The sequence below is a fragment of the Paenibacillus aurantius genome, from assembly GCF_032268605.1.
Lineage (GTDB): Bacteria > Bacillota > Bacilli > Paenibacillales > NBRC-103111 > Paenibacillus_AO > Paenibacillus_AO aurantius.
The window spans coordinates 5,003,946-5,030,765 of the sequence record NZ_CP130318.1 but is presented as its reverse complement, the minus strand read 5'-3'; the positions used below and the strand labels follow the sequence as shown (position 1 = coordinate 5,030,765).

Genomic DNA, 26,820 nt, shown 5'->3' with positions numbered 1-26,820 from the left:
GCGGTGGGGCTATTTTGATGCCTATAAACAGGGATTCGCCGATGCCGTGCCGAAGAAAATCCTACATAGAAGAACGCAAGGAAGCAAAGGAAGCAAAGGAAGCAAGGAGGACAACGAATGGCAAACGATACCGGCCGGGAGGCCGTAAAGACTGTTCCGGAGACGGCAGGAGAGGACCAGCAGGTCCAGGAACGGATTCGGAAGCAGATCGCCTCGGAGCTTAACTTGCCGCAGGCGAAGGTGAAAACGACGGTCACCCTGCTCGATGAGGGGAACACCATCCCGTTCATCGCGCGGTACCGCAAGGAAATGACCGGGGAACTCGACGAGAACGAGCTTCGCTCGATTGAAGAACGGCTTCAGTACCTGCGCAGCCTCGAGGACCGGAAGAAGGAAGTCCTCCGGCTGATCGACGAGCAGGGCAAGCTGACGGCGGACCTGAAGGCGTCCATCGAGAAGGCGGGGAAGCTGCAGGAGGTCGAGGACCTATACCGGCCGTACCGCCAGAAGCGCAAGACGCGGGCAAGCGTGGCCAAGGAAAGAGGGCTGGAGCCGCTCGCCGGGTGGATCCTTTCGCAGCCGCGCCGCGGCTCGGTGCTGGAGGAGGCGGCGAAGTATGTGAACGCCGCCAAGGAGGTGCCGACGGCCGAGGATGCCGTGCAGGGGGCGATGGATATTCTTGCGGAGAGCATCGCCGATGATCCGAAGGTACGCGCCTGGGTCCGCCGGCATACGCAGGACCACGGCATCGTGGTGACGGCGGCAAAGAACAAGGAGCAGGAATCGGTATACGAGATGTATTACGAATACAGCGAGCCGGTCAAGCGGCTTCCTCCGCACCGGACGCTCGCGATCAACCGTGGAGAGCGGGAGGATGTGCTGAAGGTGAATCTGGACGTCCCGGCGGACAAGATTCACGAGTTCATCGCGCGGCAGTATATCCGCGGAGACTCCGCTGCGAAGGAGACGCTGCAGGCCGTCATTGCGGACGCCTACAAGCGGCTGATTGCTCCGGCGGTAGAGCGCGAGGTGCGCGGCCTTCTGACGGAGCAGGCGGAGGAGCATGCGATCCGGATCTTTGCGGAGAACCTCCGCAACCTGCTTCTGCAGCCTCCGGTGAAGGGCAAGGTGGCGCTCGGCGTCGATCCGGCTTACCGGACAGGCTGCAAGCTCGCCGTCGTGGACGAGACGGGCAAGCTGCTGGAGATCGCCGTCACTTACCCGACACCGCCGAACAACAAGGTGGCGGAGGCGAAGGCGAAGTTCCGGCAGCTGATCGACAAGTACCGCGTCGAGCTGATCGTGATCGGCAACGGGACGGCCTCCCGCGAGACGGAGCAGTTCGTGGCCGACCTGCTTAAGGAGCTGGGCCGGCCGGAGCTGCAGTACATCATTGTGAGCGAGGCGGGGGCCAGCGTGTATTCGGCGTCCAAGCTCGCCCAGGGCGAGTTCCCGGACCTCGACGTGGCGGAACGGAGCGCCATCTCGATCGCCCGCCGGATGCAGGACCCGCTCGCCGAGCTCGTGAAGATCGACCCGAAATCGATCGGGGTCGGGCAGTACCAGCACGACGTAACCCAGAAGCGGCTCGAAGAAAGCCTGGGCGCCGTCGTCGAGTCCGCCGTTAACCATGTCGGCGTTGACCTGAACACGGCGTCCCCGTCGCTTCTCGGCTATGTAGCCGGCGTGAACGGCACCATCGCGAAGAACATCGTGGCGTACCGGGAGGAGAACGGCAAGTTCACCGACCGCAAGCAATTGCTCAAAGTCCCGCGCCTCGGCGCGAAGGCGTATGAGCAGTGCGTCGGGTTCCTGCGGATCAGCGGGGGGAAGAACCCGCTGGACGGCACCCCCATCCACCCCGAGTCGTACGGGGTGGTGGACAGCCTGTTCCAGGAGCTTCGCCTGGAACGGGAGCAGCTGGGCACGGCCCAGCTGAAAGCGCGGCTGCAGGAGCAGCAGCCGGAGGAGCTCGCGCCGCAGCTCGGCGTCGGCGTCCCGACCCTGCGGGACATCCTCGACAGCCTTCAGCGGCCCGGCCGCGACCCGCGCGAGGAGCTTCCTCCTCCGATCTTCCGCACGGATGTGCTGAAGCTCGAGGACCTCGCGCCCGGCATGGAGCTGCACGGCACGGTGCGCAACGTGATTGACTTCGGCGCCTTCGTGGACATCGGCATCAAGAACGACGGCCTCGTCCACATTTCGCAGCTGAGCGACCGCTACGTGAAGCACCCGATGGACGTGGTGTCCGTCGGGGATACGGTGACGGTCTGGGTGCTCGGCGTGGACGAGAAGAAGGGCCGCGTCAGCCTGACGATGAAGAAGCCTTAGCCGGCTTTTGGTTACATCCCGTAGTGTGCTTTTCGTGGATAGCCGAGTACGGCGCGATGAGTCCTCAGGAGCAGCCGGCATCGCTGTCCCCGCTAAATCCAAAAAGAGCAGAACCGGTCGAATTTCTTCGATCGATTCCGCTCTTTTTTTGCACGCCTACTTAAGCTATTTGACCTGTTCCGTCTGCCCGGTCTCCCGGGTACGGTAGAAAAACCAGCAATCGTTCAGCAAACGGATTTTACGGCGGTTCTTCGCATGAAAGGCCCGCATCAGCTGATTGGAAAGCCATTGAGGCATCCGTTTCGCTCCTTCCCGGCATCGGCCCGCAGCCTGGAAACCCCATCCAGCGGCAGATGGCGCCCGCAGGCCCCGTTACCCTTTTTAACAGTCTATGGGGAGCTGGGCGTTTTGGTGCAGGTCCGAGCGGAACCCGACGGATGTCCAGGAACGGAAGCCCGGCCGGCTTAGGGGGCGAGGGAGAACTTGCCGGTTTCTTTCGGCGTTTGGTCCGATCCGTTCTTTCCGAGAATTAAGACAGCTCGGCTTCTTCCTCGTACCATTGCTCCAGCTGGGCCTGAAGGGCGCGGATTTCGGTCAGCAGGGACACGAGAGGGTACTCTTTCTCGGGGATGGCGGCGAACGCCTCCTCCAGTCGGTTGATATACTCCAGGCCGTTCGTTACCGGGTAAACCTGGTCGATGACCTCGAGGTTGTCGCATTCCGCCGCCATGCGGGGCAGCGCCGGAACCCGGTCGGCCGTCAGTTTCTCGATTTCCTTGTGCAGGCGGCGGTTCAAGGCGGTCAGCTGGTACATGTGGGTAGCGGGCATTTCCACAAATTCCAGCGATTCTCCAAGCTGAAGCAGTCCATATCTCATCTGTGCCATAGCCAATCGTTTCTCCTCTTCTAAGAGCCGGACAGCCGGCATCGTTTCTCTTGACAGTGTAGCCCAACCTACGGTACAAATTCAAGAGAGGAGCTAGTCCCTTATCCGGTATCTTGGCTGGTGAGAAAAACTCTGGAGGAACACGAAGATCACTAGGAAAGCCGAACAATACTCACGGATTAGGTACTAAGGTTGACTGCTCTTCGGGATGCAACCGAAAGACCGCTTTCTCTTCCTCCATAAGGGAATAAAATCTTTCCAAGCAAGGGAGTCTATAAACCATGAACGACCAACAGCTGCAGGAGTGGGTGGAGCGGGTTTCCCTTCATTCGTTCGGCCGGCCGTTCCGCCACCGGGCGACCTTCAACAGCAGACTTCGTTCCACGGGCGGCCGCTACTTTACGAAATCCCACAACATCGAGATCAGCACGCGCCAGTTCGAGGTATTCGGGACCGAAGAGGTCGAGAAGATCATCAAGCATGAGCTGTGCCACTATCATCTCCACTTGGAGCGCAAAGGGTACAAGCACCAGGATGCCGATTTCAAAACCTTGCTCCGCCGGGTAGGCGGCTCCCGGTTCTGCTCCGCGCTGCCTCAGGCCAAAACGAGGGAGACGTACAAATACCGCCTGCGGTGCACGGCCTGCTCGATGGAATATTTACGCAAAAGAAGGGTGGATCCCGGCCGTTACGTCTGCGGAAAATGCCGCGGTAGGCTGATTCTGGAACCGCTTGACTTGGCCGCCAAACCGTGATAATTTAGTAGTACTGTTCCCTGATAGCTCAGTTGGTAGAGCACTCGACTGTTAATCGAGTTGTCACAGGTTCGAGTCCTGTTCGGGGAGCCAGCTTTTCTTGGAGAGATACCCAAGTGGCTCAAGGGGACCCTCTGCTAAGGGGTTAGACTGCGCAAGTGGTGCGAGGGTTCGAATCCCTCTCTCTCCGCCATACATACCAGTAAAAAGCCGCGATTCCGCGGCTTTTTTGCTTTTTGTGCCCTTTGGGTTTTCGAGCCTTTTGGGAAGCTAGGGGCTTTTTGATTTGGCTCTTACCGGGTCCCCGAAAAGTATTAGGAATAACCCTCGAAGCATCGGCTTCCCTTTTTGGGGTGTTTCTTCACTTTTTGGGAGCTTTTCAAGGTGTTTTGGTCTTACTGGGGCCCCCAAAAAGTATTAGGACTAACCCTCGGAGCATCCGCTTCACTTTTTGGGGTTTTCTAGAGCCATTTTTTCCGCTTGTAGAAAATCCACATCGCGGCGGCGACCGCGGCCATGATGACCACGACGTAGGCGTAGCCGTATTTCCACTCGAGCTCCGGCATATGCTTGAAGTTCATCCCGTACAGGCCGACGATAAACGTCAGCGGCAGGAAGATAGAGGAGATGATCGTGAGCGTCTTCATGATCTCATTCATCCGGTCCGACTTCATGGCCATCTGCAGCTCCAGCAGGCCTGAAGTCGATTCGCGGTAAATGTCGACCGTGTCGATGACACGGGAAATGTGATCGTAAATGTCGATGAAGTAGACGTCGGTTTCCTGGCGGGTAAACGACAAATTCTGATGGCTGATCGTGCTGAGGATCGTTTTCTCCTCGACCAGGATGCGCCTTGCCTTCTGCAGGTGTCGTTTCTGCCGGAAAATGTCCTGGGCGATCCGTACGTTCGGGTTGCGGTAAATGGCCCGCTCGAGTCTTTCCGCATCCTCCTGAATCTCGGTGGTGAGCTCGCTGTATTCGTCCACGCAGTGATCGAGAATGTGATAGAGAATATCGCCGGCGTGCTTCATCCGGTCTTCGACCTGCTCGAATTCCCGGTAAAGCTTCTCGAGAAAAGGCAGCTCTTCTTTGTAGATGGTGATAACGTAATTGCTTCCTAGTACATGGGCCATTTCCACCGGCTTAAGCTCCTTGCGCCGGAAAGAGTAGAACGTAAGGAACACGTTCGTTTTGTACCGGTCGAGCTTGGGCCGCTGGTTGAATTTGATGCAGTCCTCCACGAGCAGGGGATGGCAGTGGAAGAGCTCCTCCAGCACGTACTGGATTTCCTTCTCATCGGGCTGGTACAGCCGGATCCAGGCCACTTCCCCTTCAGCGGGAACGCGGACCTTCTCATTGGTAACCTGGCCAGTGGATGTATGATAAACGAGCATGCCGGACCTCCTATCGTCATGGCCTAAGCATAGCACAAAACGGGCCAGGCCAGCTTACCGGGACTTCAACATATTGGCAGTAAAACTTTTTTGAAAAAGGGCTTGTCTTCTTCAAAAGAATCATATATAATCAATTTTGTTGTCACGGAGACAGCAGCCAAGAAGCGAAGCAAGGCCCGTTGGTCAAGGGGTTAAGACACCTCCCTTTCACGGAGGTAACAGGGGTTCGAATCCCCTACGGGTCACCATTTCAACTTGAACCAGCTTCCGCTGCGAGCCATTAGCTCAGTTGGTAGAGCACCTGACTTTTAATCAGGGTGTCGAAGGTTCGAGTCCTTCATGGCTCACCACTCTATCCTCAAGAGGGAAGGCTGAATCCGGTAAACAAATCCTCGTTTTTCTTACATGCGGTCGTGGTGGAACGGCAGACACGCTATCTTGAGGGGGTAGTGCCCACTGGGCGTGAGGGTTCAAATCCCTCCGACCGCACCATACATACCAACCGAAGTCCGGGAGACCGGACTTTTTTTATTTCCTTTATCTTTGATCAAAAAGCCTGGCGCGAGCCAGGCTTTTGCCGTTTGGGAAGGGACGCCCCCGCTTTCCTTGCATAGAGAGCCGCTCGAGGGGAGCGCTCCTTGCCCGATCCGGCCGGCACCGCGCGGAGGGAATCCGGAACGGCTGCCTTCCCCCTTCCGTCCCGGTCCGGCCGTCCTGACAGCCCTCCTCCCTCGGTCAGGAGCACGGCCCTCCGCCCATCCCACGTCTTAATCGGCCCTCATCTTCTGTTCAATCGACTGGATGGACTCTCCCGTGCGTTTGATCGCGATGTCCACCTTCACCCGGACGGGAAGCTCGGGAAATTCCTTATCCCACTGATCCTTGACTCCCTTCCAGTAGGCGGGATAGGACCGGTGGATGACCTCCCCGAAGCCGAAAATATCGGTCTTCAGCTTTCGGGCGCGGGTTAGGGCCTTCTCAATTTTCTCGGTGATGTCCTTATCGGTTTCCTGCTCGAGAGCCGCGAGGGTCTCCAGCTTGGACAAATCGGCCTTGCAGCCGGATTCCGAAACAATCGCGTCTCCCTTGATGGCCAGGTCGATGACGGGGCGGCCGTTCTCCATCCGGGCTTTGAGCTTGCGTTTGGTCCGGACCACCTGAATACCCATATTGTCGGGACTCTTTTCGCCGGAAGGGCAGGGGACCGTTACCAGTGTACTTCTCACTTGCCCCTGGCTGTAGTTGAAGCCCTTGCTTTCATTCTCGCTTAACCAACCGACAAGCTTATCCTTGCGAAAAGCGGCCATGCCCGAATAGGCCAGGATGGCATCGCTGCGAGCCTTCTCCGTATTCTCCTTACTTATTCCCTTCTCCCGGTTTCCCCTCACTTGAACACCCGTCAAGACAGGCTCTTTGCCTTTGCTGACGATATCCGACACCAGATCGTCCAGCGTTATGCTGCCGGTCGCCGCCCACGCCTTCTCGGACATTTCCAAGGAGGTAAAGAGATCGTTTGCCGGGATCGGCTCCAAAGTAGTCATCGTCTGCAGGACCGTTTGGACCGAGACGCCCTTCGTGATCACGATATAGAAATCTCCCCGGACCTCCTGGTCGCGAAAAAGCAGATCCAAAGCCTGCGCGATCCCTTCCTTCGCCAGATTTTCCCCGAGGACGATGACGCGAAGGTGGGCGCCGTAAATTTTGCGGGGGGCTTCGGTGGTCATCCGGCGGATGGCCTCCAGCACCGAGCGGCCATCCGTCCGGTAGGTCACGACCGGAGCACGGCCGCTTCCGTTCTTTTTGCTCGCCACGGCACCCGGGTTGACGATCTGAACCGATACCTGGTACCGGTCTCCCTCTTTGTCCAGGCCGAAAGCGGAGGAGATGGCCAGCATATCCAGCTCCCGGCGGCTCCAGCACCCCGTGAGCAAAGGGGTAAGCAGGCTAAGAAGGACGAAGAGGCGGAGTCCTTTTTTTATCATGCGTGGTCCTCCTTTTGGGGCTGGGCCGCCGTGTTTTCCTCACGGATAAGGTTATTGTCCGTACTCATGCGGGGGCGGGAGAACATGGCCCAGCGAGGAAGCCTGATAAGTGAATCCTTTTGCTCCGCCGGCATAAAGGGAGCGAAGGGAGCCATGTAGGGAACCCCGAAGGAGCTCAGGCTGGTCAAATGCAGAATCATGCCAATCATGCAGATGACGAGACCGAACAGGCCGAAGGAGGCCGCTAGCCCCATAAAGAGCAGGCGGAGCATCCGGATGGAGATCCCCATGCTGAATGCCGGAATGACGAAGTTTGAAATGGCGGTAATGGAGACGATGATGACCATCGCCGGAGAAACGAGACCGGCCTCCACGGCCGCCTGTCCGATGACGAGGGTACCGACAATGGAAACGGACTGGCCGATCGTTTTGGGCATCCGGACGCTCGCCTCGCGGAGAATCTCGAAGGTGATCTCCATGGCCAGGGCTTCCACAAAGGCGGGGAAGGGGACTCCTTCCCGCTGGCCAGCTAGGCCGATAAGAAGGGGAGTCGGCAGCAGCTCCTGGTGAAACGTCGTGATGGCAATATACAAGGACGGTGCCAGAAGAGCGATGAAAAAGCACAGAAACCGGAGCAGCCGCAGAAGCGCCGCGAAGTCCGCCCGCTGGTACGAGTCCTCTGGTGCGTGAAAGTACTGGTTGAACAAAGCCGGAGCAAGCAGAATAAAAGGTGTTCCGTCCACGAAGACCGCCACATGCCCTTCGAGAAGCCAGGCCGCCGCCGTATCGGGGCGTTCCGTGTTGAAAAGCGTAGGGAAGGGGCTAAAGGGGGCGTCCTGAATCATTTCCTCGATATACCCGCTTTCCAGGATGCCGTCGATGTCGATACGGCTTAGCCGGTGGCGGACTTCTTTAAGCACGCCTTCGTCGGCAAGCCCTTTGATATACATAAGCGCTACCCGGGTATGGGTGACCTTCCCGATCCTTTGATTCTCGATCCACAGGCGCGGATCTCTGATTTTACGCCGGACCATGGCGGTATTGACGTCGATTGTCTCCGTAAAGCCCTCGCGGGGGCCGCGGATGACCGACTGCGTGCTCGGCTCCTCCACGCCCCTTCGTGCCCCTCCCTCGGTGGAGACGGACAAGGCCCGGTTGATTCCCTCCACGAGAAGAATCGTTTGTCCCGAAAACAACGCATGCATCATCTCATCGTAGTCGCCGATTTCATTAACCTCGGAAACCGTAATGACGACATGCTTCAGATAGGAGATGGCTTTGGCAGGGGGGTAGGACTTCTCCCCGTCCCAAACGATCCGGTCCGCGAGGAGGGATTGGATCAGCTGGGTGGCATCCGTCAATCCTTTGACGTACAGGATGCCAACCGGAATGCCCGGCGGCTCTCCCAGGTAAATGCGTCGGGATACAATGTCGGGACTATTCCCAAACCGGTGAGTCACCTCCTGGAAGACGTTTTTTATGCTGTCCTCTAGAGGAACCGGCGGCTTCGGTTTGGGAGGCACGGCGTTAGGCTCGGTTCCCGGCACTCTTTTTTTGACCTTTTGGAAGAGAGAAAACAGCTTGTTCATGGAGCAGACCTCCCTTGGCCTTTGCCTTGGATTAGCTTGCGGACATAGAGCATTAGGAGCAGCAGAACAGGGATGATCATTTGCATAGGAATATGCACATAACGCGGGACGATGTCGAGACCGACTTTAGCATGCTCCGGAAAGCTCCGCGCCATGAGAAGGGAAACCGACCAAACGGCCAGGGCCAGCAGCCCACACATTCCCTTGCTGAACTTTCCCGGCTTACCGTCAAAAAGGATTTCGCCGAGTCCGAGCACGCCCCCGAGAAAGAAGAGCACAATCTTGAAATAGCCTCCCACGATAAGCAGAAGAATGGTAAAGGCCTCCAGCCTTTGAAGGAAATTTCCGACCTTAATGAGGGCGGTCGTTTTGAGGAGAGGAAAGACGGCGTTGGTTAAGCCGAAAGTGCCGAGAGCCCCGATGTTAAGGGCGGTCACAAAGGCCAGGATAAGTCCACTGACGATCATCCCCCGGTAGGCGGTCCGAATTGCCCCACGGGTGTGGATGAGGTAGGGACTGAACATGGTAAACACAATAACCTCGCCAAACGGAAAAGTGACCGCTTGGGGAAAAGCCGCTGACCAAACCGGGCCCCATCCGTTCTCGAGGATAGGCAGGAAGTTTTCCAGTTTGATCACATTGGAGAAGAGGAGCACGATCACGCCAAGCAGAGCAATAAGCACACAGATATACAGAAAAATTTCTCCCGCACGGGCAAGGGCCCCTATTCCCAGAACCGCACCGTAAAGGATGACGAGGATCATGATCAGGTTGACGGCGGACATGGGCGTATCCGGCAGGGCGGAGGTGAGCAGCAAGGCCCCAAAGTCCCGCAGAACCCTTGCCGAGAGATAGAGAAAATAAACGCAATACGCAAAAGCAAGCGGTCGCCCGATATAGCGGCCAAAGGCTTTCACGAAGCATTGGGTCAAACTCATGCCGGGGCAGAGCCTTAGAATCAAGACATAGAGCGTCAGAAGCACGAGTCCGCCAAGCAGGCCGGCAAGAACGGCCAGCCAGGCATCCTGCTTGGCACGGACGGCCAGGCCGATGACAATGGAGCTCCCCAACTCAAACAGAACGATGAGGGAAAACAACTGGTGGTTGGTCATTCTCGTAGGGGTCATAGGCTTCCTTTCCTGTAGGCGAAAAGGTCGTGTGTCATGGAGTTCTAAGCGATAGCTTGTTCACTTTTCTGCCTATTCATCCGGGAAAAGCGTTTAGAATAGGGCTCGGGTGAGAATGTTAACAACAGGAGGAAGAAGGGAGGAGGAGGCATGAAAGCGGATGGGCAAATCTCGACCCGGCAGCTGTTTATCCTGACTGTGGTCTTCGTCATAGGGACCTCCATTCTGGTAGCTCCCTCGGTCCTTATTTCGGTAGCCCGGGAGGATGCCTGGATTGCTGCGATGCTGGGGGGGGCGGTTGGAACGGGGACGACCCTGTTGTACGGGTGGGTGGGGATACGGATGAGGGGAAGCACGCTGATGGAATTTACGGGTCGGCTCCTTGGCCGCTGGACAGCCAAAGTTCTAGCCGTGCTGATCTTTGGGTATGTTTATTTCACCTGCGCCTTAATCCTGCAAAACACCGCAGACTTCGTTACGGGGGAAATCCTGCCCGATACGCCCGACTGGGCGGTAGAGGTTATTTTCCTGGCCGTCGTGGTGATGGCCGTCTGGATGGGCCTTCAGCCGCTTGCCCGGACGGCCGAAATTTTCTTTCCCTGGATTCTGCTCCTTATCCTGATCATTTATGTTCTTCTTCTACCAGATGTAAATCTTCAGAAAATCAGACCCATTCTGGGGGAGGGAATCCTCCCGGTTGCCAAGGTGTCGGCTTTGCTGTGGGCGTTCCCTTTTCTCCAGTTGTTCCTTTTTCTCCTTATTTTCCACCATGTGGGAAATCCCGAAAAGGGGAAGAAGGCGATGCTTGCAGGATCTGCTGTGGGAAGCGTGGTTCTCGTCATTTTGATGTTTTTGAGCATTGCCGTCATGGGATCCCCTTTAATGGAATTGAGGCTGTACCCAACGTTTACGCTGGCTCGCAAAATCAACATTGGCAACTTTCTGACAAGGATTGAAGTCGTGCTTGCCGGTGCCTGGTTTCTGTCCAGCTTTCTGAAGCTTTCCATTACGTACTATACGGGAATCAAGGTGCTGACCGCTCTCTTTAATCTGGCTAACGGGCGTTGGCTTATTGCTCCCTTGGCCGCTCTTATGATGTACCTGGCCCATGTCACCAACCCCAATATTCTGTTTAGCCTGAAGGTATACTCCCAGTTTCTGCTTTACCCGAGCATCCTTCTGGGCTTCGTTTATCCCCTTCTTCTGCTGGTGCTATCCTTCTTCCATGGGAAGCAGGGAAGAGGAAAGGGGGGGCGAAAGAGAGCGGAGGAGACCTGACCGCTGCCTGCCGTAAGCTCGAGGAGTCAGGCCATCATTCGTTAAACACAGCCGGGAACGGGGCCAGGTCCTGATCCCCGCATTCCCCCGGGCTGCCTGGCGGATGGGGACCGAGGGTTCCGGAAGAAGCCCGGGCCCGTTGCTTTGGTCCCTAATCTGTGTTACCTTGTCTGGGAGATAAGCGGTATGAATCCCTGACAGGAGGATGACGGATGGACAAAGTGATCTTCATTGAGCTAGGCACGGGCATCGATCTGCATGGGCAGGATGTGACGAAAGCGGCCGTTCGGGCCGTGAAGAACGCCATTCACCACAACTCCATGCCCGGCCTGCGGGCGATGCTCCCCGGCAACAGCCTTCATAATATGAAGGTTCGGGTGAAGCTGGCGGTTCCCTGTGACAAGGAGCAGCTGGATGTGGAGCAGGTGAAGGCGGTTCTCCCTTACGGGGAGGTAACCGTCGAGCTGATGGACGGCGGCATGCTCACGACAAGCGGCGTGGTGCTTGAAGACAAGAACGACAAGAACGATCTGATTTATGTGGTCAACGCCTCCGTGGAGGTCGGCTATTGATCATCCGGGAAACCCGCAGGCTCTTTTAGGGGCTTGCGGGTTTTCTTTTCGGTTTAGACACTTATTGTCAGGTTTCGTCACATTTCTGTAACCTACTCCCGGCTAACTTCCGGTACAATTAGGGGCGGCTTACCCGAATACTTTATCAGGAGGAGATCATGAGGAACCGAAGACAGCCCCGAAAAACCTTACGCAAAGTAATCATTACGTTATTCATAGGGATGGCGCTGGCGGCCGGAGGCGCAGCCGCTTACGCTGGCTATCTGTATACGAAGGCCAACGACGCGCTGGATAAAATGGCCGGCAGCCAACCGAGCGCCGGTGCGGAGGAGAAGGCGGACGACTCCCGGAAGTGGAGGCCAATGACTTTTTTGCTGACCGGAATTGACAGCCGGGAAGGAAGCGGAGGGACCATGAACATGGATGTCATGATGCTGGCCGCGCTTAATCCCGAGACTCATAAAATGACCGTTGTCTCTCTGCCCCGCGACATGCTGCTGAAGTCCAAGCATCACGGTCGGCACAAGGCCAACTATTTCTTTCCTTACTTCTATAACCAGGACAAGAACACCGCTCTCCAGGAAACCAAACGTTTCTTCAGCGACATGCTGGAGGTCCCCATCGATTATATGGCGGTCATCGACTTTGACGGCTTCAGCCGGACGGTCGACGAGCTGGGGGGGCTGAAGCTGGACGTGGACATGGACATGAAATACACGGACCACGCGGACGGAACGGATATCAACCTGCGCAAAGGCCTGCAGGAGCTGGACGGCAAACAGACGCTGGACTTTGTCCGGTACCGCAAGTCCAATGAAGGGACCGGGGAGTCGTCCGATCTGGAACGAAACACCCGCCAGCAGCAGGTGATAAAGGGACTTCTCGATAAGCTGACCTCCCTGGGAGGGATATCCAAATGGGGCGGCGTTCTCGACATTGCCGGGGAAAGCGTGCAAACCGATATTCCCGCCCAGGAGCTGAAGCAATGGATTCTGTCCTTCAAGAAGCTTAAGCCGGAGCAAATCCAGTTTGAGCATCCCGGGGGGATATGGGACAGCCCCTATCTGCTCATGCACCAGAACGAGCTGGAGGATGCGCTGCGCGCTTACAGAGCGGAGCTTGGCCTGCCGGCGGAAAGTTCCTCTACCGGAGACCTCTCCAAGGCGGTTGGCGTGAGCGGCATGAGCACCGGGTCTGACGAGCCGGAAGGGGAGAACGGCGGAGCCTCCTCGGGAGCGGGAGAGGATAACGGGTCCGGTCGAGGGACGGATTCAGAAAAGTCCGGAAGGCGTTCCTAAAAGCCCCTGATCAAGTCCCGCTTCCCTTCACCCGGCTGCCGGTAAGTAGGGGGAAGCGGAACAAGGGGTATATCGGAAAGGTGTCCGAGCAAGACGAACCTCCCGTTTCCTGCGCAAGAAAGACCTCGGTCTCCCAACATAGGGAGACCGAGGTCTTTCTTTTTTGGCACCTGGTGCCTTATCGGGTAACTTTGTTGGCACTTTGCGGATAGGGCACCTCCCCGGCTTTGGGCCGGGGGCTTACGACGGCTCACAGCCTAATGAGGCTGGTATACCCCGCCCTGGTTATGCTCGGTGCCGCACGGACCGGAAGTGGGATTCGCATCCCGGTCGATCGGCTTTCCCGACGCTTCATAGAGAGGAGTATAGTACTGTCCGATCCGGGTGGTGGAGACTCCCGTGTAGTGGCTGATGAACGCCCGGCGAAAACGGTCCTCCGAGGTGTTGGGATAAGAGCCGTGAATCATGCTCCCGTTGAAGAACAGCACGTCCCCCGCTTTCATCCGGGCGGGAACGGGCTGAAGACCGTCCGGAACATCGACTTCATCCCGGGTGAAAGATACGGCCGGGTCCGCCAAATGAGGGCAGAGCACCTCCAAGGCGTTCGATTTCGGAACGAGGAACATTCCTCCGTTCTCCTCGTCCGCATCATCCACGGCGATCCAGGCGGCGATGCAGGTGCCCGGCTCCACCTTCAAGTAGAAGTTGTCCTGGTGCAGAGCCTGGCCCTTCGCTCCGGGCGGTTTGAAGTAGAACATGCTCTGGGCGGCAAGGGGCTCCTCCTCCAGGAGTTCCCTCAGTACGTCCAGAATCCGGCCGTCCAGCATCATCTTCATCGAAAGCTCATCCACCTTGTGGGGATGCATCATCCTCGGATAACGCTGCAGAATATCCTTGGCTTCTCCCTCGGGAACGGGGCTGAAGCATCCGGGAATCGGGCCTCCCGCTTGGAGCTTCATAAAATGCTCCCGCAGCCCTTCCGCTTCCTCCGTGGACACGAGCCCTTTTACAATAAGGAAGCCTTCTTCGTCGTAATGCTTTTTATCCTCAACTGTGATTTTGGTGCCTGTCGCCATGATTGACTCCTCCTTGTTTTCCCGCTTATGGCTTTATAATAAAATAGAGAAAACGAAAAAGGGATGAAGCATATGGTCGATAACCATAACGATCCTGCTGCGAATCACGCCGCCCCCAATCCGGGTGTCCTGATCGCCGATCATTATAACCGGGCCTTCGGGTACACGACCCGCAGGCCGAGGGGGACCCGGGACTGGCTGATCACCTGCACCATCGGCGGGGAAGGCCGCTTCCGCCTGAACGGAAGGCTGTTCTCCTGCCGGAGCGGGGACATTGCCATCCTTAAGCCGGGAACTCCCCACGATTACGAAGCGGCCGAGGGAGAAGGCTGGGAGTTTGTGTGGGCCCACTTTGTTCCCCCGCCTTATTGGGGAAGAGCCGTTCAGCTGCCGGAAGAGGAGAATGGGCTCATCTTTCTGGCGCTGGAGGACGAAGCCCTTCACCGGCGAATTCTGCAGGCATTCGAAAGGCTCATTCTTGATGCGAGAACATGGAAAGGCGGCGAGGAGCTTGCCATGAACGGTCTTCATGAAGTCTTCCTTCTCCTCTCACGGAAATTCGCCGCCCGGGAAGGGCCGGTGCTGGACGAGCGGGTGGAGAAGGTGCTTCAGCGGATGACCGAAAGCCTCCAGGAGCCGCATTCGGTAGCCTCCTTGGCGGAAGAGGTTCATCTCTCGGCGTCCCGGCTCGCTCACCTGTTCAAGGAGCATATGGGCGACTCCCTCATGGAAACCCTGCTGCAGCTCCGTCTCCGCCACGCCGCCAAGCTGCTAGCGTTCACCCGCCGGCCGGTGTCAGAGATTGCGGAGAGCGTCGGCTTCGCGAGCCCTTTTTACTTTACCAAGCAGTTCCGGACCTTCTATGGCTGCCCCCCGACCCGCTACCGCAGGGAACAGTCTTTATGAGAGAAGCATGGTTAAAAACCGGCCGGAAGAGACATGTTAGAACCAAAAGAAAGGACAGGTGACAGCATGTCGAGAAGAAGCCGAAGAAGACACGTGGTCGAAGGGGCCGAGAAGGGACTGGAGGCCATCAAAACGGAGGTGATGCGCCGCGAGGGCTACTCCGTCGATCCGGCCAGGCCGGATGACGTCAAATATGAGGTGGCCCAGTCGCTGGGCGTCCCGCTGAAGGCAGGGAACAACGGAAGGCTGACCACCGAGGAAGCCGGCCGGGTAGGAGGGCCGATCGGGGGAGCGATGGTAAGGGAAATGGTGAAGATGGCCAAGGAACAGCTGGTCCGCAACCGCTCCCGGTAAGGAATTAGGAAATTAAGGATGGCGCCGGCGGCGGACTCCTTTTATAATAAAGGTAGATCTTACTCCCGGGGATGTGGATCCTTTGAACCAAATGGAAGGAAGTTACAACCTGCTGCTCGTCTTCCTGTCGGTCCTCTTAGCCGTCCTCTCGTCCTATACCGCGATCGATATCGTCAAGCGGGGGCTCGCTTCCCGCACGCGGGGCGGACTGGCCTGGATGGCGGCCGGCTCCTGTGTGATGGGCATCGGCTTCTGGTCGATGCATTTTGTCGGGATGCTTGCCTATCACATGCCGATTCCCGTCACTTATGAGTTTCGCATCATTTTCCTATCCATTCTCTTTCCTGTGGCCGCCTCGTTCGCGGCTCTTTATGTATCCAGCCGGCCCCGTATGAGATGGGGGGCTTTTACAGGCGGGGGAGTCTTCATGGGACTGGCCATCGTGGTCATGCATTTTGCTGGAATGTCCGCTATACGGCTGGACGCCCGGCTGTCGTACAACCCGTATTTGTTTTCTCTCTCCTCCGTGATCGCCCTGACGCTGTCCTTTGTGGCGCTGCGTATTTTTTATCGTTTTGTTCAGGGAACGCTTTCATTTCACTTTCAGATAAAATTCCAGGTCGCTTTGCTGCTTGGCGTGGCGGCCGCCGCCATGCACTATATCGGCATGCAGGCGGCCCGGTTCACCCCTCTCGCCCGCCCTGATCTGGATCCGCCCGGCCGCATCGTAGGTCCGTATACCATTGCCCTGTTGACCGGAGGGGCGACGCTCCTCGTTCTGGCGCTGGCGGCGTTAAGTCTATACCTCGACAAGAAATGGGCCCTTCGCGCCTCTTACCTCAACGAGCTGCGCTACAATTCGATTTTCGAGAATAACCCTGACATGGTGTGCCTGTTTAACCTGGAAGGCCGCCTTCTTAGGGCGAACCCGGCCGCGGAGAAGATAACCGGCTATTCCATTCTGAAGTATCTTAATAAGCCGTTTACGACGTTCGTGATGAAGCGGGATATCCCTAAGGCAATGGCGGCTTTTAGCAAAGCGGCTCAGGGAAGCCCGCAAACCGTGGAGTTTTCCATACGCCACCACAACGGGACCCCCCTTCTGCTCAGCACCACGATGGTTCCCATGATGGTGGACGGCCAAACCGTGGATGTCTACACCATATCGAAGGACATCACCGACAGCCGGAAGGCCGAACGCGAGCTGCTCCAAGCGAAGGAAGAGGCGGAGTCTGCCGTCCGGGTTAAGAGTGAGTTCCTGGCCATGATGAGCCATGAAATCCGGACGCCGCTCAACGGAGTCATTGGAATGAGCAGCCTCATGCTCGACACCGGTCTTGACGACGAACAGCGGGAATATGCGGAGATGATCCAGAAGAGCGGCACCGCGCTGCTCAGCGTCATCAACGACATTCTTGACTTCTCCAAGATGGAGGCCGGTAAAATGCAGATCGAGGAGGAGCCGTTCGAGCTCCAGGCCTGCATCGACGAAACCTTCTCCCTGTTCAAGGCCGCGACCAAAGAGAAAGGGCTGGAGCTCCGCTGCAAGCTCGACCCCGAGCTACCCCGTTATCTGGTCGGGGATGTGAACCGGATCCGACAAATTCTCCTCAACCTGGTCGGCAACTCCGTGAAATTTACGCAGAAGGGCGGCATCTACCTGACGGCTTCCTGCGGTAAACGGGAAGGGGAGACGCTTCAGATCGAGTTCCGGATCCGGGACACCGGGATCGGAATTCCCCCGGATAAGCTCGGGCAGCTGTTTCAGCCCTTCTCGCAGCTCGATACTTCAATGGCCCGCAAATACGGGGGGACCGGCCTCGGTCTTGTCATTTGCCGGTCTCTCGTCGAGCTGATGGGCGGCGAAATAGAGGCCGACCCGGATGTGCGGGAAGGGGCGGCCTTCCGCTTCTCCATCCGAACGCGCCTCCCCGAGGATGCCCGCTTGAGGCCGTCCCATCCAATCAATCGCTCGGGATAATGGGGGAAAGCCCTGTCCCTTGGTTTTAACCCCGCACTCATGGCATATATATGTACTCACATACCATGAGAAAGTGGGGATATCCGCATGAAACGGAACGGTCTTACGAGCTGTGCCAGTCTGGAACTGCTGGTTTCGATGCTTGTTGAGGCGCAGCACAAAATCCATGCCAAAGACCTGGCCGAGTTCAAGCTAAACAGCCGGACCATCCAGTGGAACATCGTGGAACTGGTCGACCGCGAACGGATCCGGCATTCTTTTCATGTGGACGAAGTGAAGCACCTGGAATGGTTTCATGTGGAGCCGGCCGAATACAGCCAGCGGTACCGCGTGGGCGGCCGTATGGAGCTCTCCCTTTCCCGGCTGCCGGGAGACGACATGGTGGTGGAGCCGTGGGCGGGCGGCGAACTCCTCCTCCCCCGTTCGATTCTGAATACGCGGCCCGTTCTGACGATTCCGACCAGCCGGGAGCATGTGTTGATTCAAGTCCGCCGGCAGTTGTTGAAATGGGTGCCGGAAAGATCGAGAGACATCCTGCCCGTCAGCGCCTTATACTAGTGCTTGGCTTCCGCCGATGGCGGGAGTCTTTTTTTATGGGGAGAAGAACGGAATAGGCCGGGCCGGCCGTTCAGGATCGGACGGATCGAAGCCGGCGGGGAAATCCGGGAGCGGTTTCAGGCAGGGGGTTTTTGGGGAAGGTAGTTAAAAGAACCGTCAAACCAAGGAGGGACCTTCATGAAAAAGATCTGCCTGGTCCTGTCGCTCCTGCTGGCTACCGTTCCTTTGAGTGCGTGCGGCAGCAGCGACCCGACCTCCAATTCCGATAACGGAACGACACTCGGCGAAGGCTCCGGCAAAACGATCGATTCCGGTGCGAGTTCTCCCGATCCGGGTTCCGGCAAGCCGACCCCTACGCCGAAGCGCCAGGAAGGAACCGCTGATAATCCCCTGACCGGGACACCCAAAGCTTCCGGCAGCCCGGGTGGGGCAAGCGCTTCTCCTTCTCCTGCCGGCAAGAGTGTCTCGGCGGACCTGCTGAACACGAAGGGGGAGAAAATGGGACTGGCCATTCTCACCCAGGAGGGGGACGGCCTCAAGATTAAGGTAGAAGCGGGCGGCCTGACAGCCGGCAAGCATGGAATCCACCTTCATCAAGTCGGCAAATGCGAAGCGCCCGATTTCAAGTCGGCGGGCGACCATCTGAACCCGGAGAAGAAGCAGCACGGAACCGGTAACCCGAACGGTCCCCATGTGGGCGATTTGCCGAATCTGGAGGTAGGGGCGGACGGCAAGGTTTCCGTCGAGCTGAAGGCGATGCACACCACCCTGGAGAAGGGAGCGGTCAACTCGCTCTTCGACGGGGACGGAACGGCTCTGGTCATTCACGAGGGGCCGGACGACATGAAGTCGGATCCTGCCGGAAATTCCGGCGGCCGTGTTCTGTGCGGTGTCGTAAAATAAGAGGAAGAACGGCCCGGCTGCCCGGGCTTTTTTTCTGGGCGGGAAGCAGGAAGAACCCTCCGCTTTTCTTTGCAGGTGATTTTCGTTAAACTATCAACAAGGGCGGGCCCCCTCAAAGTCGAAGCCCGCTGTCGAATTACTATACAAATTCCGCGTAAAAGAGGTATCAATTCACATGGACAAAAATTTGGATAAAATCAAAGGTTACATGGAGAAGCTGAAAGCCTCGGCCTCTAACCTGGTCACCGAGCGCCAGGGACAGGAGGAAAGAGACGAAGAGGACACGTCCGTCATCCTCGACCGGAGGGTTTACACTATGCTGAAGCAGCGGGCGGAGCACCGGCACACCACCGTGGAGGCCTTGGTGGAGCGGGCCGTGCAGCAGTACATAGCGGCTCAGGCCGCCGAGAAGACCTTGCAGGTAAGCGTCGAGCGCAAGGAAAACAATCCTCTGCTTTACTTGGACGGCCTGACCAAAAACCTGGACTAACGAAGGAAAGGAGCCACGAATCATGAATGTTACCGAGAATTCGGCCGTCACTTCGGCCCCTTGGGATTTTGAACAGTCCGTGTTTCTGGACGACACATCCTTGAAATCCTTTATGAACCCTGATCATGAGCACTATGCCAAGGCGCGTTCTTTCTTTCTGGACCTGGACGACTTGGACCGTACGTTCGTGACGACGAGCTACATTGTGTTCGATACGCACGACTGGCTGCGCAACAATTTCGGCTACACCCAGGCGGAATTCTTCCTGAACACGATCGAGAAGGCCATCTCCCGCGGAAAGATCGAAGTCATCTCCGGCAATGAGCGGTTGGAGCAGGAGGCGAAGAAGCTGCTGCTTCAATTCCCCGACTGCCAGTTTTCGCTGGGCGAAGCGGTGACGGCGGTGGTCATGCTGACGTACCGGATCAAGCGTATTTTCACGTTCAACCGTAATTTCCAGTCCTTGACCAACCTGTACGACCAGATCAAGATCATCCCATCCACCACATCGGCCTGATTTCCTTTCTTATTTGAATAACAAAATGGACAAAACCGCTTCCTTCCTGCCTTAGGCAGGGAAAGAAGCGGTTTTTGTTGTTATTCATAGGCGAGCACATCCCGGATCTCGAGCCGTGCCGCTTTCCAGGCGGGGAGCAGGCTGGCCGCCGCGGCGACGACCAGGCTTCCCGCCAGCCAGAGCAGCACCCCGCTCAAGGGAAAGCGGTAGTCGAGCGGCTGCTCGAAGAGGGAATGGCCCACAGCGGCGCTTAGCTGCCGGGAGACGGGATAGGCGAGGAGGGAGCCGACGGCCCAGGACACGAGGCCGAGCACCAGGCCTTCGCCGATGATGAGGCCCAGCATGCTGCGGTCGGAGGCCCCAATGCTTCGCATAATGCCGAATTCGCGCGTCCGCTCCAGCACACTCAAGCTCATCGTGCCCGTCAGGCCAAGGGCGGCGACGATCACGAGCAGCACGGACATGACCGCAAGAAAGGCAAGCACCGTTTGGAAGCGGTTCTCCTGAACCTTGCGAAGATCGTCCGTGATCAGCGTGCTGGCGGACCCGTATCCCTTCTCCTTGAAGCGGGTCTGCAAAGCGGCGGCGGCTTGGGCCTGCCCCTCCCGGGAGTGATCCTTCGTGACGGTCTGGACGGTCATCGCCTTCCCCGCCTCCCCGGCCGCTTCGGAGAGGGCCTCGAAGGGAGCATAGGAGACGACGTCCCCGGACACTTTCCGGGTGATGCCGATGACGGTCCAGGTGTCCCTGCGCCCGTTAACGGCCAGGGTGACTTCCGAACCGGCATGAAGATCCGGATTATCCTGCAGCAGGAAGGAATCGAGCACGACCGCCTTCCGGTCGCCCGGTTGGAGCCACCGCCCCTCGAGGAGAACCGGCTCGATCAGGGCGGTGCCCGGGGGAATCCCGGCGAAGGCCAGGTCCTTGCTCTCGCTGCCATCGGCACCGACCCGGTTGGCCGTCTTCCACGTCCAAGCCTCCGCCGTCTCCACCCCGGTCACCGTCTGCGCCTCGGCAACAAGATCGGAGGCCGTGCGGGATTCCGGGAAGCTGAGCTGGACGTCATAGTGGGTATAGCGGAGCGAATTGGCCTTTGTCAGCTCCATGGAGGCCTGAACGGCGATGACCGAGATGACGATCGCCCCGCCGAGGCTCATGGTCGCCAAGGTCAGCGTCAGGCGCACACGGCTGCGGAAGGCGTTGCGGATCGGCAGGAGCAGGGGGCCGGGCAGCCCCTTGACGGCCTCAAGCATAGCCGCGAGCCATCCTCTGGAGCCTCCGCTTCCCGCGGCTGGACCGCCAATGGCTTCCCGGATCGTGATCCGGGTTCCGGCGGCAAGCGGATATAGGGCGGCGAGTATGGGAATCAGGAGCCCGACGATAAGCTCCAGCCCGAGAACGGGAAGGGTTAGCCCGTAGCCGGAGCTGTCGAAATTAAGCAGCCGGATCGATTGGGACGCCATGGCCCGCGCTCCGAGCATCCCGAGGGGAATGCCGAGAAGAGAGGCCAGCAGGCAGTAAAGCAGGACCGTGCCGAGGTACAGCCGGAAGAGGCTGCCCCGGGTGGCGCCGAGCACCTGCATGACACCGATCTGGCGGAGCTGCCCGGCCAGCATGCCGAAGATCGTGTTCATGACGAGGCACGCGCCGAGGGCCAGAGCCAATCCCCCCATCGTCTGGAGAATAAGGGCGAAGGACTGCACGATGTCCTCCGCCCAGTGCTTCCCGGGCTTCGGGATTCGGGTTGACACCGGGGTCAGGCCTTCGGCCGTCATCACTTGCCGGACATCGCCGGCAAGCCTCTCCAGCTTCGCGGAATCGGCCTCGGGATCGGAGGCCATCACCGAAAGCGTGTTGAAGGCTTCAGGGCGGCCGAGCTCTCCTAGCGTTGCCATGGACAAATAGCCGTAACTGACGCCGGTCATGGAGGAGGTTTCCCGGAGAGGGTCCTGAACGATTCCGCCGAGCTTAAGCTGCCGGAGGGTTCCGTCGGGCAGCTCCACTTCCAGCTTGTCTCCGATACTGACCCCGAGGTAATCCACGGAGGTCCGTTCCATGAGGAGCTCCCCCTGGGCGGGAGGCCAGGCTCCTTCGACCGGCAGCATTTTGTCCATGGGGATGTGGTTATAATCCTCCAGGGCAAACAGCCGGATGGTCCGCCAATCGCCTGCCTTAACCGGCCCGTCTTCCGCCCGGACCGGATGAGCCCGGAGCTCGAAGGAGGCTCGTCCATCCACTGCGCTTACTCCCGGCACCGCGGCCGCCTTGTCCATCACCCGATGATCGAACGGCTGCAGCGTGGTAACCGAGAAGGCGGAGGCCTCCGCCGACCGATGGCTGTCGTTCATCCCCCGCTGCATCATCTCCAGGGTCTGGGAGATCATTCCGACGCCGACAATGCCGACGGCAATGGACAACGAGACAAGCACGGTCCTGGCTTTATTAGAGGACAGGTCGCGGAGGATCTTTCTCCAGCGGGGGCTAAGCATGACGGCCCCGGAGCCCGTGAAGGGCCAGCTCCTCCATCCGCTGGCGGATGAGCCGGTCCATATCCTCGCGGGTCGGATCCGACTGGCCTAGAATGTCCCGCAGGGCACTGCGGCCGAGCACCGCCAGCTCAACCGGCTCCGTCCCGGCGGCCCGGACCGTCGCCGTTCGCCTTACCTGTCGGATGAGGGCGATTTCACCGAAATACTGGCCGGCGCCGAGCCGGTTCACGAGCGTCTCCCGTCCATCGGCACCACGGACGGATACCTCCACCTCGCCCCGGGTGATGATGAAGGCCTCTTCCCCCTCGTCGCCTTCGCGGATAATGACCGCGCCCGGCGGATACTCCCGCCTGCCGAGAAGCGGCTGCAGCTGGGAGAGCTGGTCGATGTCGAGACGGGGGAAAGCCTGAAGGACCGACTCGCTCACGATCTCTCCATCGGCTACCACCACGGTGCGGCGCACCTTCTGGGCAAGATCGTTGTCATGGGTGACCATGACGACCGTTTTGCCCGAGTCGGCCAGGGTGCGGAACAAGCCGAATACGGATTCCGCCGTCTTCGAGTCGAGGCTGCCGGTCGGCTCATCGGCGACGAGGATCGGCGGATCGTTCGCCAACGCCCGCGCGATGGCCACCCTCTGCTGCTGCCCGCCGGAAACGGCCGAGGGCATTTTGCCGGCCTGCTCGGCCATGCCCACCCGATCCAGCAGCTCCAGGGCGCGGCGCTTGCGGTCGCGGGACGGGTAGGTGCCGCAGAAGTCCATCGGCAGCATGACATTCTCCACCAGGCTGAGGGTCGGAATCAGCTGAAAGAATTGAAAGATAATTCCGAGGTTCTTCCCCCGCCAAACGGCCATGCGGCTTCGTTTAAGGGCGTGTACGTCCTGCCCGGCCACCATGACCTTCCCTGACGTGGGACGGTCGATTCCCGTAATCATATTGATAAGCGTCGATTTGCCGCTCCCCGATTTCCCGATGACCGCGACAAACTCCCCGGCGCCGATTTCCAGATCGATTCCTTTCAGGGCGGTATAAGCCCCTCCTTCGCTTTGGAAGGTTTTAACCACCTGCTCCAGCCGGATATTCAACTTGCTTCTCTCCTTTGACCCCGTCTCTTTATGGAAAAAGTCCGGCAGGTCTCGATTCTCCGAAAAGATTGGAGGACCCGATGCCCTCCCGAACCGAGGTTCATCGCGGGGGTGAATCCTTCCGGTCGGACGATTGGGTTTTTTCCTGCTCCTTCCATTGTAATACAGGACCCTTGGGCCCAACAGCCCACCGGCCAAAAAAATCATGCCTGGCTGTATTGGCCTCGCCCTTCCCTTGTTTCTTATCCTGCCCAGCCTGACCGATGACAAAAGCGGGCACAAAAAAAACGCCGGCCCGAAGGCGCGGCGGAATAGCGGCGGTACTATGGCTGCTGCAGAAGGTGGCGGAAGCGGCTGTAATCGATGCCGTTCTTGTCGAGAAAGGATTCCAGGCTTTTGTAATCCCGCGGGGGGGTCGCCAGAATATAGCCTTCGAGGCAATGATCCCGCGTCACTTCCTCCGCTCCTTGTTCAAGAGCGACCTGCCCGATGCGGGCGGCAATGGAATGGCGGGCGATATCCCGGAAAGGGCCAGGTACGGGAGAGACCAGCGTCTCGAGGAAAGCCTTGGAGTCTTCCGTCCACAGATGCCGGGAGGAATCCACATAATGGTTCTGCCAGTCCAGCTTGGACTTGCCGTCCGACATCGGCAGCACCTTCATGAATTTGCGGAACATAAAAAATCCGCCTACCGATAATAGGAAAATAAGCAGGATCGCCCAAAGCACGGCGAAGGTGCCCAGTGTGCTTGATACCATGTAAAGAATTCACCTCTAATTAATTAAACTCCTAACCGAATTATACCTTATTCGCCCATAGAATTCGAGGGAGCGGGAAGAATAAGAAATCCCCGTTGACAGAAATCCTTTCACTATTTATAATTTAAACTATTGAAATAATAAGTTGTGAAAATAGTTAATGGTGAAAGGTTGATTGCTAAAAGGAGGAAGAACGATAGATAAGTTGAAGCAGTTGGTAGACCGCTATGACAAGGCCGTGTCTCTTCTCATGCGTACCCTTTGGCCCGAGATGACCCAGTTCAAGGAATTCGGCCTGACCATGCCCCAGTTCTCTCTCTTGCGCATGATTCATAAGATCGGAGATGCCAAGATTACCGATCTAGCCGAGACGATGGAGGTCAAGCCGAGTGCGATTACGGTCATGATAGACCGGCTCGAAGCGGGCGGCTTCGTGGAGCGGAGGCATGGAGAGAAGGACCGCCGGGTGGTTCGGGTCAGCATCACGAAGGATGGGGAGTCCATTCTCGAGAAGGCTCAGGAGAAGTCCAAGCAGGTGCTCGCCAAATATTTTGCCGGACTGGAGCCGGAGGAGCTGGAGCAGCTCGTCACCATCAATGAGAAGCTGGCCGTTATAGCAGAGAACATTAAGAAGGCTTCGGAGACTAGAGAGGAAATGGAGAGTTGTTGTACTCATGAGTGAGAATTTGAAAATGGCCGAGGATTCCCAGACGGTGACGTCCCATCGGGGAATGCTGATTGCCGGTCTGATTATTGCCATGCTGTTCGCTGCCCTGGACGGGACCATCGTCGGAACGGCCATGCCGCGGATCGTAGGGGAGCTGGGCGGGCTGAGCCTGATGACCTGGCTGACCACCGCGTATATGCTGACGTCCACGACCGTGGTTCCCATCGCGGGTAAGCTAGCGGACCTTCTTGGACGCCGCGTGGTTTACGTGACCGGGTTGATTATCTTTATGGTGGGTTCCGCGCTTTGCGGCGTGACCCAGAACATGACGGAGCTTATCATTTACCGCGGCGTTCAAGGCTTGGGCGGCGGGATCATGATGCCCATGGCGATGATTATCATCGGGGACCTGTTCACGGGTAAGGAACGGGCCAAATGGCAAGGGATCTTCGGAGGCTTGTACGGTCTGTCGTCCGTCATTGGCCCGCAGGTAGGCGGCTGGATCGTCGACAGCCTGAACTGGCGCTGGGTGTTCTACATCAACCTGCCGGTCGGCATTATCGCCGTTATCTTTATCTCCCTTGGTCTAGGCAAGCATGTGAACAAGGGACCGGTCAAGATTGACATGGCGGGGATCTTTACCATGGTGGTCGGGGTCGTCAGCCTGCTTCTCGCCCTCACGTTCGGAGGCAGCGAGTACGCTTGGGATTCCTGGCAGATCATTGGGCTGTTCGCCCTGGCCCTCGTCTTTATTATCGCCTTTATCCGGATCGAATCGCGGGTGCCGGATCCCATCCTGCCGGTAAGGCTGTTCAAGAACCGCACGTTCAGTGTCCTGAACGGAATCGGCTTCCTGATGGCGGTCGGCATGTTCGGAGCTATTATGTTCGTGCCCTTGTTCATGCAGGGCGTGGTAGGGGTCAGCGCTTCCCAATCGGGAACCATTATGACTCCGCTGATGATTACCATGATTATTTTCAGCATTGCCGGGGGCCAGCTTGTCTACAAGCTCGGTGTGAAAATCCAGATGATCGCCGGTATGCTCGTGATGGCGTCAGGCTTCTGGATGATGACGACCATGACGCTGGAAACGACGAAGCTGCAGGCTTCCTCCTACATGGTCCTGCTCGGGGCGGGCATGGGACTTGTGATGCCGATCCTCACCTTGGCCCTTCAGGAAAGCTTCCCGAAATCGGAGCTCGGCGTCGTGACGTCCTCCTCGCAGTTCTTCCGTTCGATCGGAGGCACCTTCGGGATGACCATCCTCGGTGCGATCATGAACCACCGCTCGGGCCAGCTGTTGAACGAGAACCTGGTGCCCGTGCTGCAGAAAATGCCGGCCGAAGCGAAGGGCTTCGTGGATGCAACCTTAACGACCATTCAGGATAAACCGCAAAATGTTTATTCGTACCTGTACAGTCCGGAAGCCCAGAAGGCTCTTCCCGACGCCATCAAGCAATTGATTTTTCCGATTCTGAAAACCGACATGGTGGACGCCCTTCAACAGGTGTTCCTCTGGGGGCTGGTATTTGTCATTCTGGGGGCGGTTCTCTGCTTGGCCCTTCCTCAGATCAAGCTGACCTCCCGCAAAAAAGGGGAAACGCCTGCCGTCCAGAAGGAAGAATCCCTCAGGGGACAGCCGGAAGGGGCTTAAAGCAAGGAAGAGCCGGATCCGGATAGTCTCAAAGTCAAGAGCTGGTGCCTAGCGGTTGCCAGCTCTTTTCTATGGAAAGGGAATCCGGTTTCCCCCGGGAAGAAAAGCTGAAAATTAAGCCGGTTTTATGGTAAAATAGGTGGCAGTGTTTCCATAAACGGTTAAGAG

24 protein-coding genes and 5 tRNA genes are annotated in these 26,820 nt (G+C 57.9%); 19 read left to right on the top strand and 10 right to left on the bottom strand.

Annotated elements, in window-relative coordinates; translation table 11 throughout:
• Positions 1–117: 117 nt before the first annotated feature.
• A complete protein-coding gene (locus MJA45_RS22770; RefSeq protein WP_315604186.1) occupies positions 118–2,331 on the top strand; it encodes a Tex family protein in 2,214 nt (737 codons plus the stop codon).
• Between the two features lie 165 nt (positions 2,332–2,496).
• Here the strand turns inward: MJA45_RS22770 and cmpA are convergent, their stop codons facing one another.
• Positions 2,497–2,628, bottom strand: a complete 132-nt coding sequence (gene cmpA, locus MJA45_RS22765; protein ID WP_315604185.1) for a cortex morphogenetic protein CmpA — start codon at positions 2,626–2,628, stop codon at positions 2,497–2,499.
• Positions 2,629–2,860: 232 nt separating this feature from the next.
• On the bottom strand, positions 2,861–3,217 hold the full coding sequence (locus MJA45_RS22760; protein WP_315604184.1) for a hydrolase/acyltransferase: 357 nt from the start codon (positions 3,215–3,217) through the stop codon (positions 2,861–2,863).
• A gap of 281 nt (positions 3,218–3,498) precedes the next feature.
• Between MJA45_RS22760 and MJA45_RS22755 the strand changes: the two genes are divergently transcribed.
• The 3 genes from MJA45_RS22755 (at position 3,499) to MJA45_RS22745 (ending at position 4,165) form a co-directional block, all read left to right on the top strand.
• Complete coding sequence (locus MJA45_RS22755) at positions 3,499–3,972, top strand: SprT family protein (protein ID WP_315604183.1); 474 nt, start codon at positions 3,499–3,501, stop codon at positions 3,970–3,972.
• 17 nt (positions 3,973–3,989) lie between these two features.
• Positions 3,990–4,065 (top strand) — tRNA-Asn (locus tag MJA45_RS22750).
• 9 nt (positions 4,066–4,074) lie between these two features.
• A tRNA-Ser gene (locus MJA45_RS22745) sits at positions 4,075–4,165 on the top strand.
• Between the two features lie 268 nt (positions 4,166–4,433).
• On the opposite strand, the gene corA is transcribed toward MJA45_RS22745, so the two are convergent.
• Positions 4,434–5,366, bottom strand: coding sequence for a magnesium/cobalt transporter CorA (gene corA, locus MJA45_RS22740; protein WP_315604182.1), 933 nt, complete (start codon positions 5,364–5,366; stop codon positions 4,434–4,436).
• A gap of 173 nt (positions 5,367–5,539) precedes the next feature.
• On the opposite strand from corA, the gene MJA45_RS22735 reads away from it, so the two are divergent.
• The 3 genes from MJA45_RS22735 (at position 5,540) to MJA45_RS22725 (ending at position 5,858) form a co-directional block, all read left to right on the top strand.
• Positions 5,540–5,614, top strand: a tRNA-Glu gene (locus MJA45_RS22735).
• A 26-nt stretch (positions 5,615–5,640) separates the two neighbouring features.
• Positions 5,641–5,716, top strand: a tRNA-Lys gene (locus MJA45_RS22730).
• Between the two features lie 57 nt (positions 5,717–5,773).
• Positions 5,774–5,858: transfer RNA gene (locus MJA45_RS22725), tRNA-Leu, on the top strand.
• 275 nt (positions 5,859–6,133) lie between these two features.
• Here the strand turns inward: MJA45_RS22725 and MJA45_RS22720 are convergent.
• Genes MJA45_RS22720 through MJA45_RS22710 form a run of 3 tightly spaced genes read right to left on the bottom strand, consistent with a single transcriptional unit; the run spans position 6,134 to position 10,049 of the window.
• A complete protein-coding gene (locus MJA45_RS22720) occupies positions 6,134–7,348 on the bottom strand; it encodes a Ger(x)C family spore germination protein (protein WP_315604181.1) in 1,215 nt (404 codons plus the stop codon).
• Positions 7,345–8,937 (bottom strand): spore germination protein, encoded by a 1,593-nt coding sequence (locus tag MJA45_RS22715; protein ID WP_315604180.1) that lies wholly within the window; start codon positions 8,935–8,937, stop codon positions 7,345–7,347. The genes MJA45_RS22720 and MJA45_RS22715 overlap by 4 nt, the downstream gene beginning before the upstream one ends.
• Positions 8,934–10,049, bottom strand: a complete 1,116-nt coding sequence (locus MJA45_RS22710) for a GerAB/ArcD/ProY family transporter (protein WP_315604179.1) — start codon at positions 10,047–10,049, stop codon at positions 8,934–8,936. The genes MJA45_RS22715 and MJA45_RS22710 overlap by 4 nt, the downstream gene beginning before the upstream one ends.
• A gap of 165 nt (positions 10,050–10,214) precedes the next feature.
• Between MJA45_RS22710 and MJA45_RS22705 the strand changes: the two genes are divergently transcribed.
• The 3 genes from MJA45_RS22705 to MJA45_RS22695 all read left to right on the top strand — a co-directional run bounded on the left by MJA45_RS22705 (position 10,215) and on the right by MJA45_RS22695 (position 13,212).
• Positions 10,215–11,342, top strand: a complete 1,128-nt coding sequence (locus MJA45_RS22705; protein ID WP_315604178.1) for a GerAB/ArcD/ProY family transporter — start codon at positions 10,215–10,217, stop codon at positions 11,340–11,342.
• Positions 11,343–11,554: 212 nt separating this feature from the next.
• Positions 11,555–11,914 (top strand): Lin0512 family protein, encoded by a 360-nt coding sequence (locus tag MJA45_RS22700; protein WP_315604177.1) that lies wholly within the window; start codon positions 11,555–11,557, stop codon positions 11,912–11,914.
• 158 nt (positions 11,915–12,072) lie between these two features.
• Complete coding sequence (locus tag MJA45_RS22695) at positions 12,073–13,212, top strand: LCP family protein (RefSeq protein ID WP_315604176.1); 1,140 nt, start codon at positions 12,073–12,075, stop codon at positions 13,210–13,212.
• A 257-nt stretch (positions 13,213–13,469) separates the two neighbouring features.
• On the opposite strand, the gene MJA45_RS22690 is transcribed toward MJA45_RS22695, so the two are convergent.
• Positions 13,470–14,288 carry a phytanoyl-CoA dioxygenase family protein gene (locus MJA45_RS22690; RefSeq protein ID WP_315604175.1) on the bottom strand — a complete coding sequence of 273 codons (819 nt, stop codon included), beginning with the start codon at positions 14,286–14,288 and terminating at the stop codon, positions 13,470–13,472.
• Positions 14,289–14,360: 72 nt separating this feature from the next.
• Here MJA45_RS22690 and MJA45_RS22685 point away from each other — a divergent pair, with 72 nt between their 5' ends.
• The 7 genes from MJA45_RS22685 to MJA45_RS22655 all read left to right on the top strand — a co-directional run bounded on the left by MJA45_RS22685 (position 14,361) and on the right by MJA45_RS22655 (position 19,997).
• On the top strand, positions 14,361–15,194 hold the full coding sequence (locus MJA45_RS22685) for a helix-turn-helix domain-containing protein (protein WP_315604174.1): 834 nt from the start codon (positions 14,361–14,363) through the stop codon (positions 15,192–15,194).
• A gap of 66 nt (positions 15,195–15,260) precedes the next feature.
• On the top strand, positions 15,261–15,548 hold the full coding sequence (locus tag MJA45_RS22680) for an alpha/beta-type small acid-soluble spore protein (RefSeq protein WP_315604173.1): 288 nt from the start codon (positions 15,261–15,263) through the stop codon (positions 15,546–15,548).
• A gap of 91 nt (positions 15,549–15,639) precedes the next feature.
• Positions 15,640–17,529, top strand: coding sequence for an MHYT domain-containing protein (locus MJA45_RS22675; protein ID WP_315604172.1), 1,890 nt, complete (start codon positions 15,640–15,642; stop codon positions 17,527–17,529).
• Between the two features lie 87 nt (positions 17,530–17,616).
• Complete coding sequence (locus tag MJA45_RS22670) at positions 17,617–18,087, top strand: hypothetical protein (RefSeq protein ID WP_315604171.1); 471 nt, start codon at positions 17,617–17,619, stop codon at positions 18,085–18,087.
• A gap of 177 nt (positions 18,088–18,264) precedes the next feature.
• Positions 18,265–18,990 carry a superoxide dismutase family protein gene (locus tag MJA45_RS22665; RefSeq protein ID WP_315604170.1) on the top strand — a complete coding sequence of 242 codons (726 nt, stop codon included), beginning with the start codon at positions 18,265–18,267 and terminating at the stop codon, positions 18,988–18,990.
• Positions 18,991–19,165: 175 nt separating this feature from the next.
• The gene (locus MJA45_RS22660) at positions 19,166–19,480 is read left to right on the top strand and encodes a hypothetical protein (RefSeq protein WP_315604169.1); all 315 of its coding nucleotides are present in this window, start codon (positions 19,166–19,168) and stop codon (positions 19,478–19,480) included.
• 22 nt (positions 19,481–19,502) lie between these two features.
• The gene (locus tag MJA45_RS22655; RefSeq protein ID WP_315604168.1) at positions 19,503–19,997 is read left to right on the top strand and encodes a type II toxin-antitoxin system VapC family toxin; all 495 of its coding nucleotides are present in this window, start codon (positions 19,503–19,505) and stop codon (positions 19,995–19,997) included.
• A gap of 80 nt (positions 19,998–20,077) precedes the next feature.
• On the opposite strand, the gene MJA45_RS22650 is transcribed toward MJA45_RS22655, so the two are convergent.
• The 3 genes from MJA45_RS22650 to MJA45_RS22640 all read right to left on the bottom strand — a co-directional run bounded on the left by MJA45_RS22650 (position 20,078) and on the right by MJA45_RS22640 (position 24,331).
• Complete coding sequence (locus MJA45_RS22650; protein WP_315604167.1) at positions 20,078–22,486, bottom strand: ABC transporter permease; 2,409 nt, start codon at positions 22,484–22,486, stop codon at positions 20,078–20,080.
• Positions 22,479–23,573, bottom strand: a complete 1,095-nt coding sequence (locus MJA45_RS22645; protein WP_315604166.1) for an ABC transporter ATP-binding protein — start codon at positions 23,571–23,573, stop codon at positions 22,479–22,481. The genes MJA45_RS22650 and MJA45_RS22645 overlap by 8 nt, the downstream gene beginning before the upstream one ends.
• A 323-nt stretch (positions 23,574–23,896) precedes the next feature.
• Positions 23,897–24,331 carry a DUF2621 family protein gene (locus MJA45_RS22640; protein ID WP_315604165.1) on the bottom strand — a complete coding sequence of 145 codons (435 nt, stop codon included), beginning with the start codon at positions 24,329–24,331 and terminating at the stop codon, positions 23,897–23,899.
• Between the two features lie 205 nt (positions 24,332–24,536).
• Here MJA45_RS22640 and MJA45_RS22635 point away from each other — a divergent pair, with 205 nt between their 5' ends.
• Together MJA45_RS22635 and MJA45_RS22630 are read left to right on the top strand one after the other, a co-directional pair.
• The gene (locus MJA45_RS22635; protein WP_315604164.1) at positions 24,537–25,013 is read left to right on the top strand and encodes a MarR family winged helix-turn-helix transcriptional regulator; all 477 of its coding nucleotides are present in this window, start codon (positions 24,537–24,539) and stop codon (positions 25,011–25,013) included.
• Positions 25,006–26,652 carry an MDR family MFS transporter gene (locus MJA45_RS22630; RefSeq protein WP_315604163.1) on the top strand — a complete coding sequence of 549 codons (1,647 nt, stop codon included), beginning with the start codon at positions 25,006–25,008 and terminating at the stop codon, positions 26,650–26,652. Before MJA45_RS22635 ends, MJA45_RS22630 begins: the two co-directional genes overlap by 8 nt.
• The last annotated feature ends 168 nt before the right edge of the window (positions 26,653–26,820 follow it).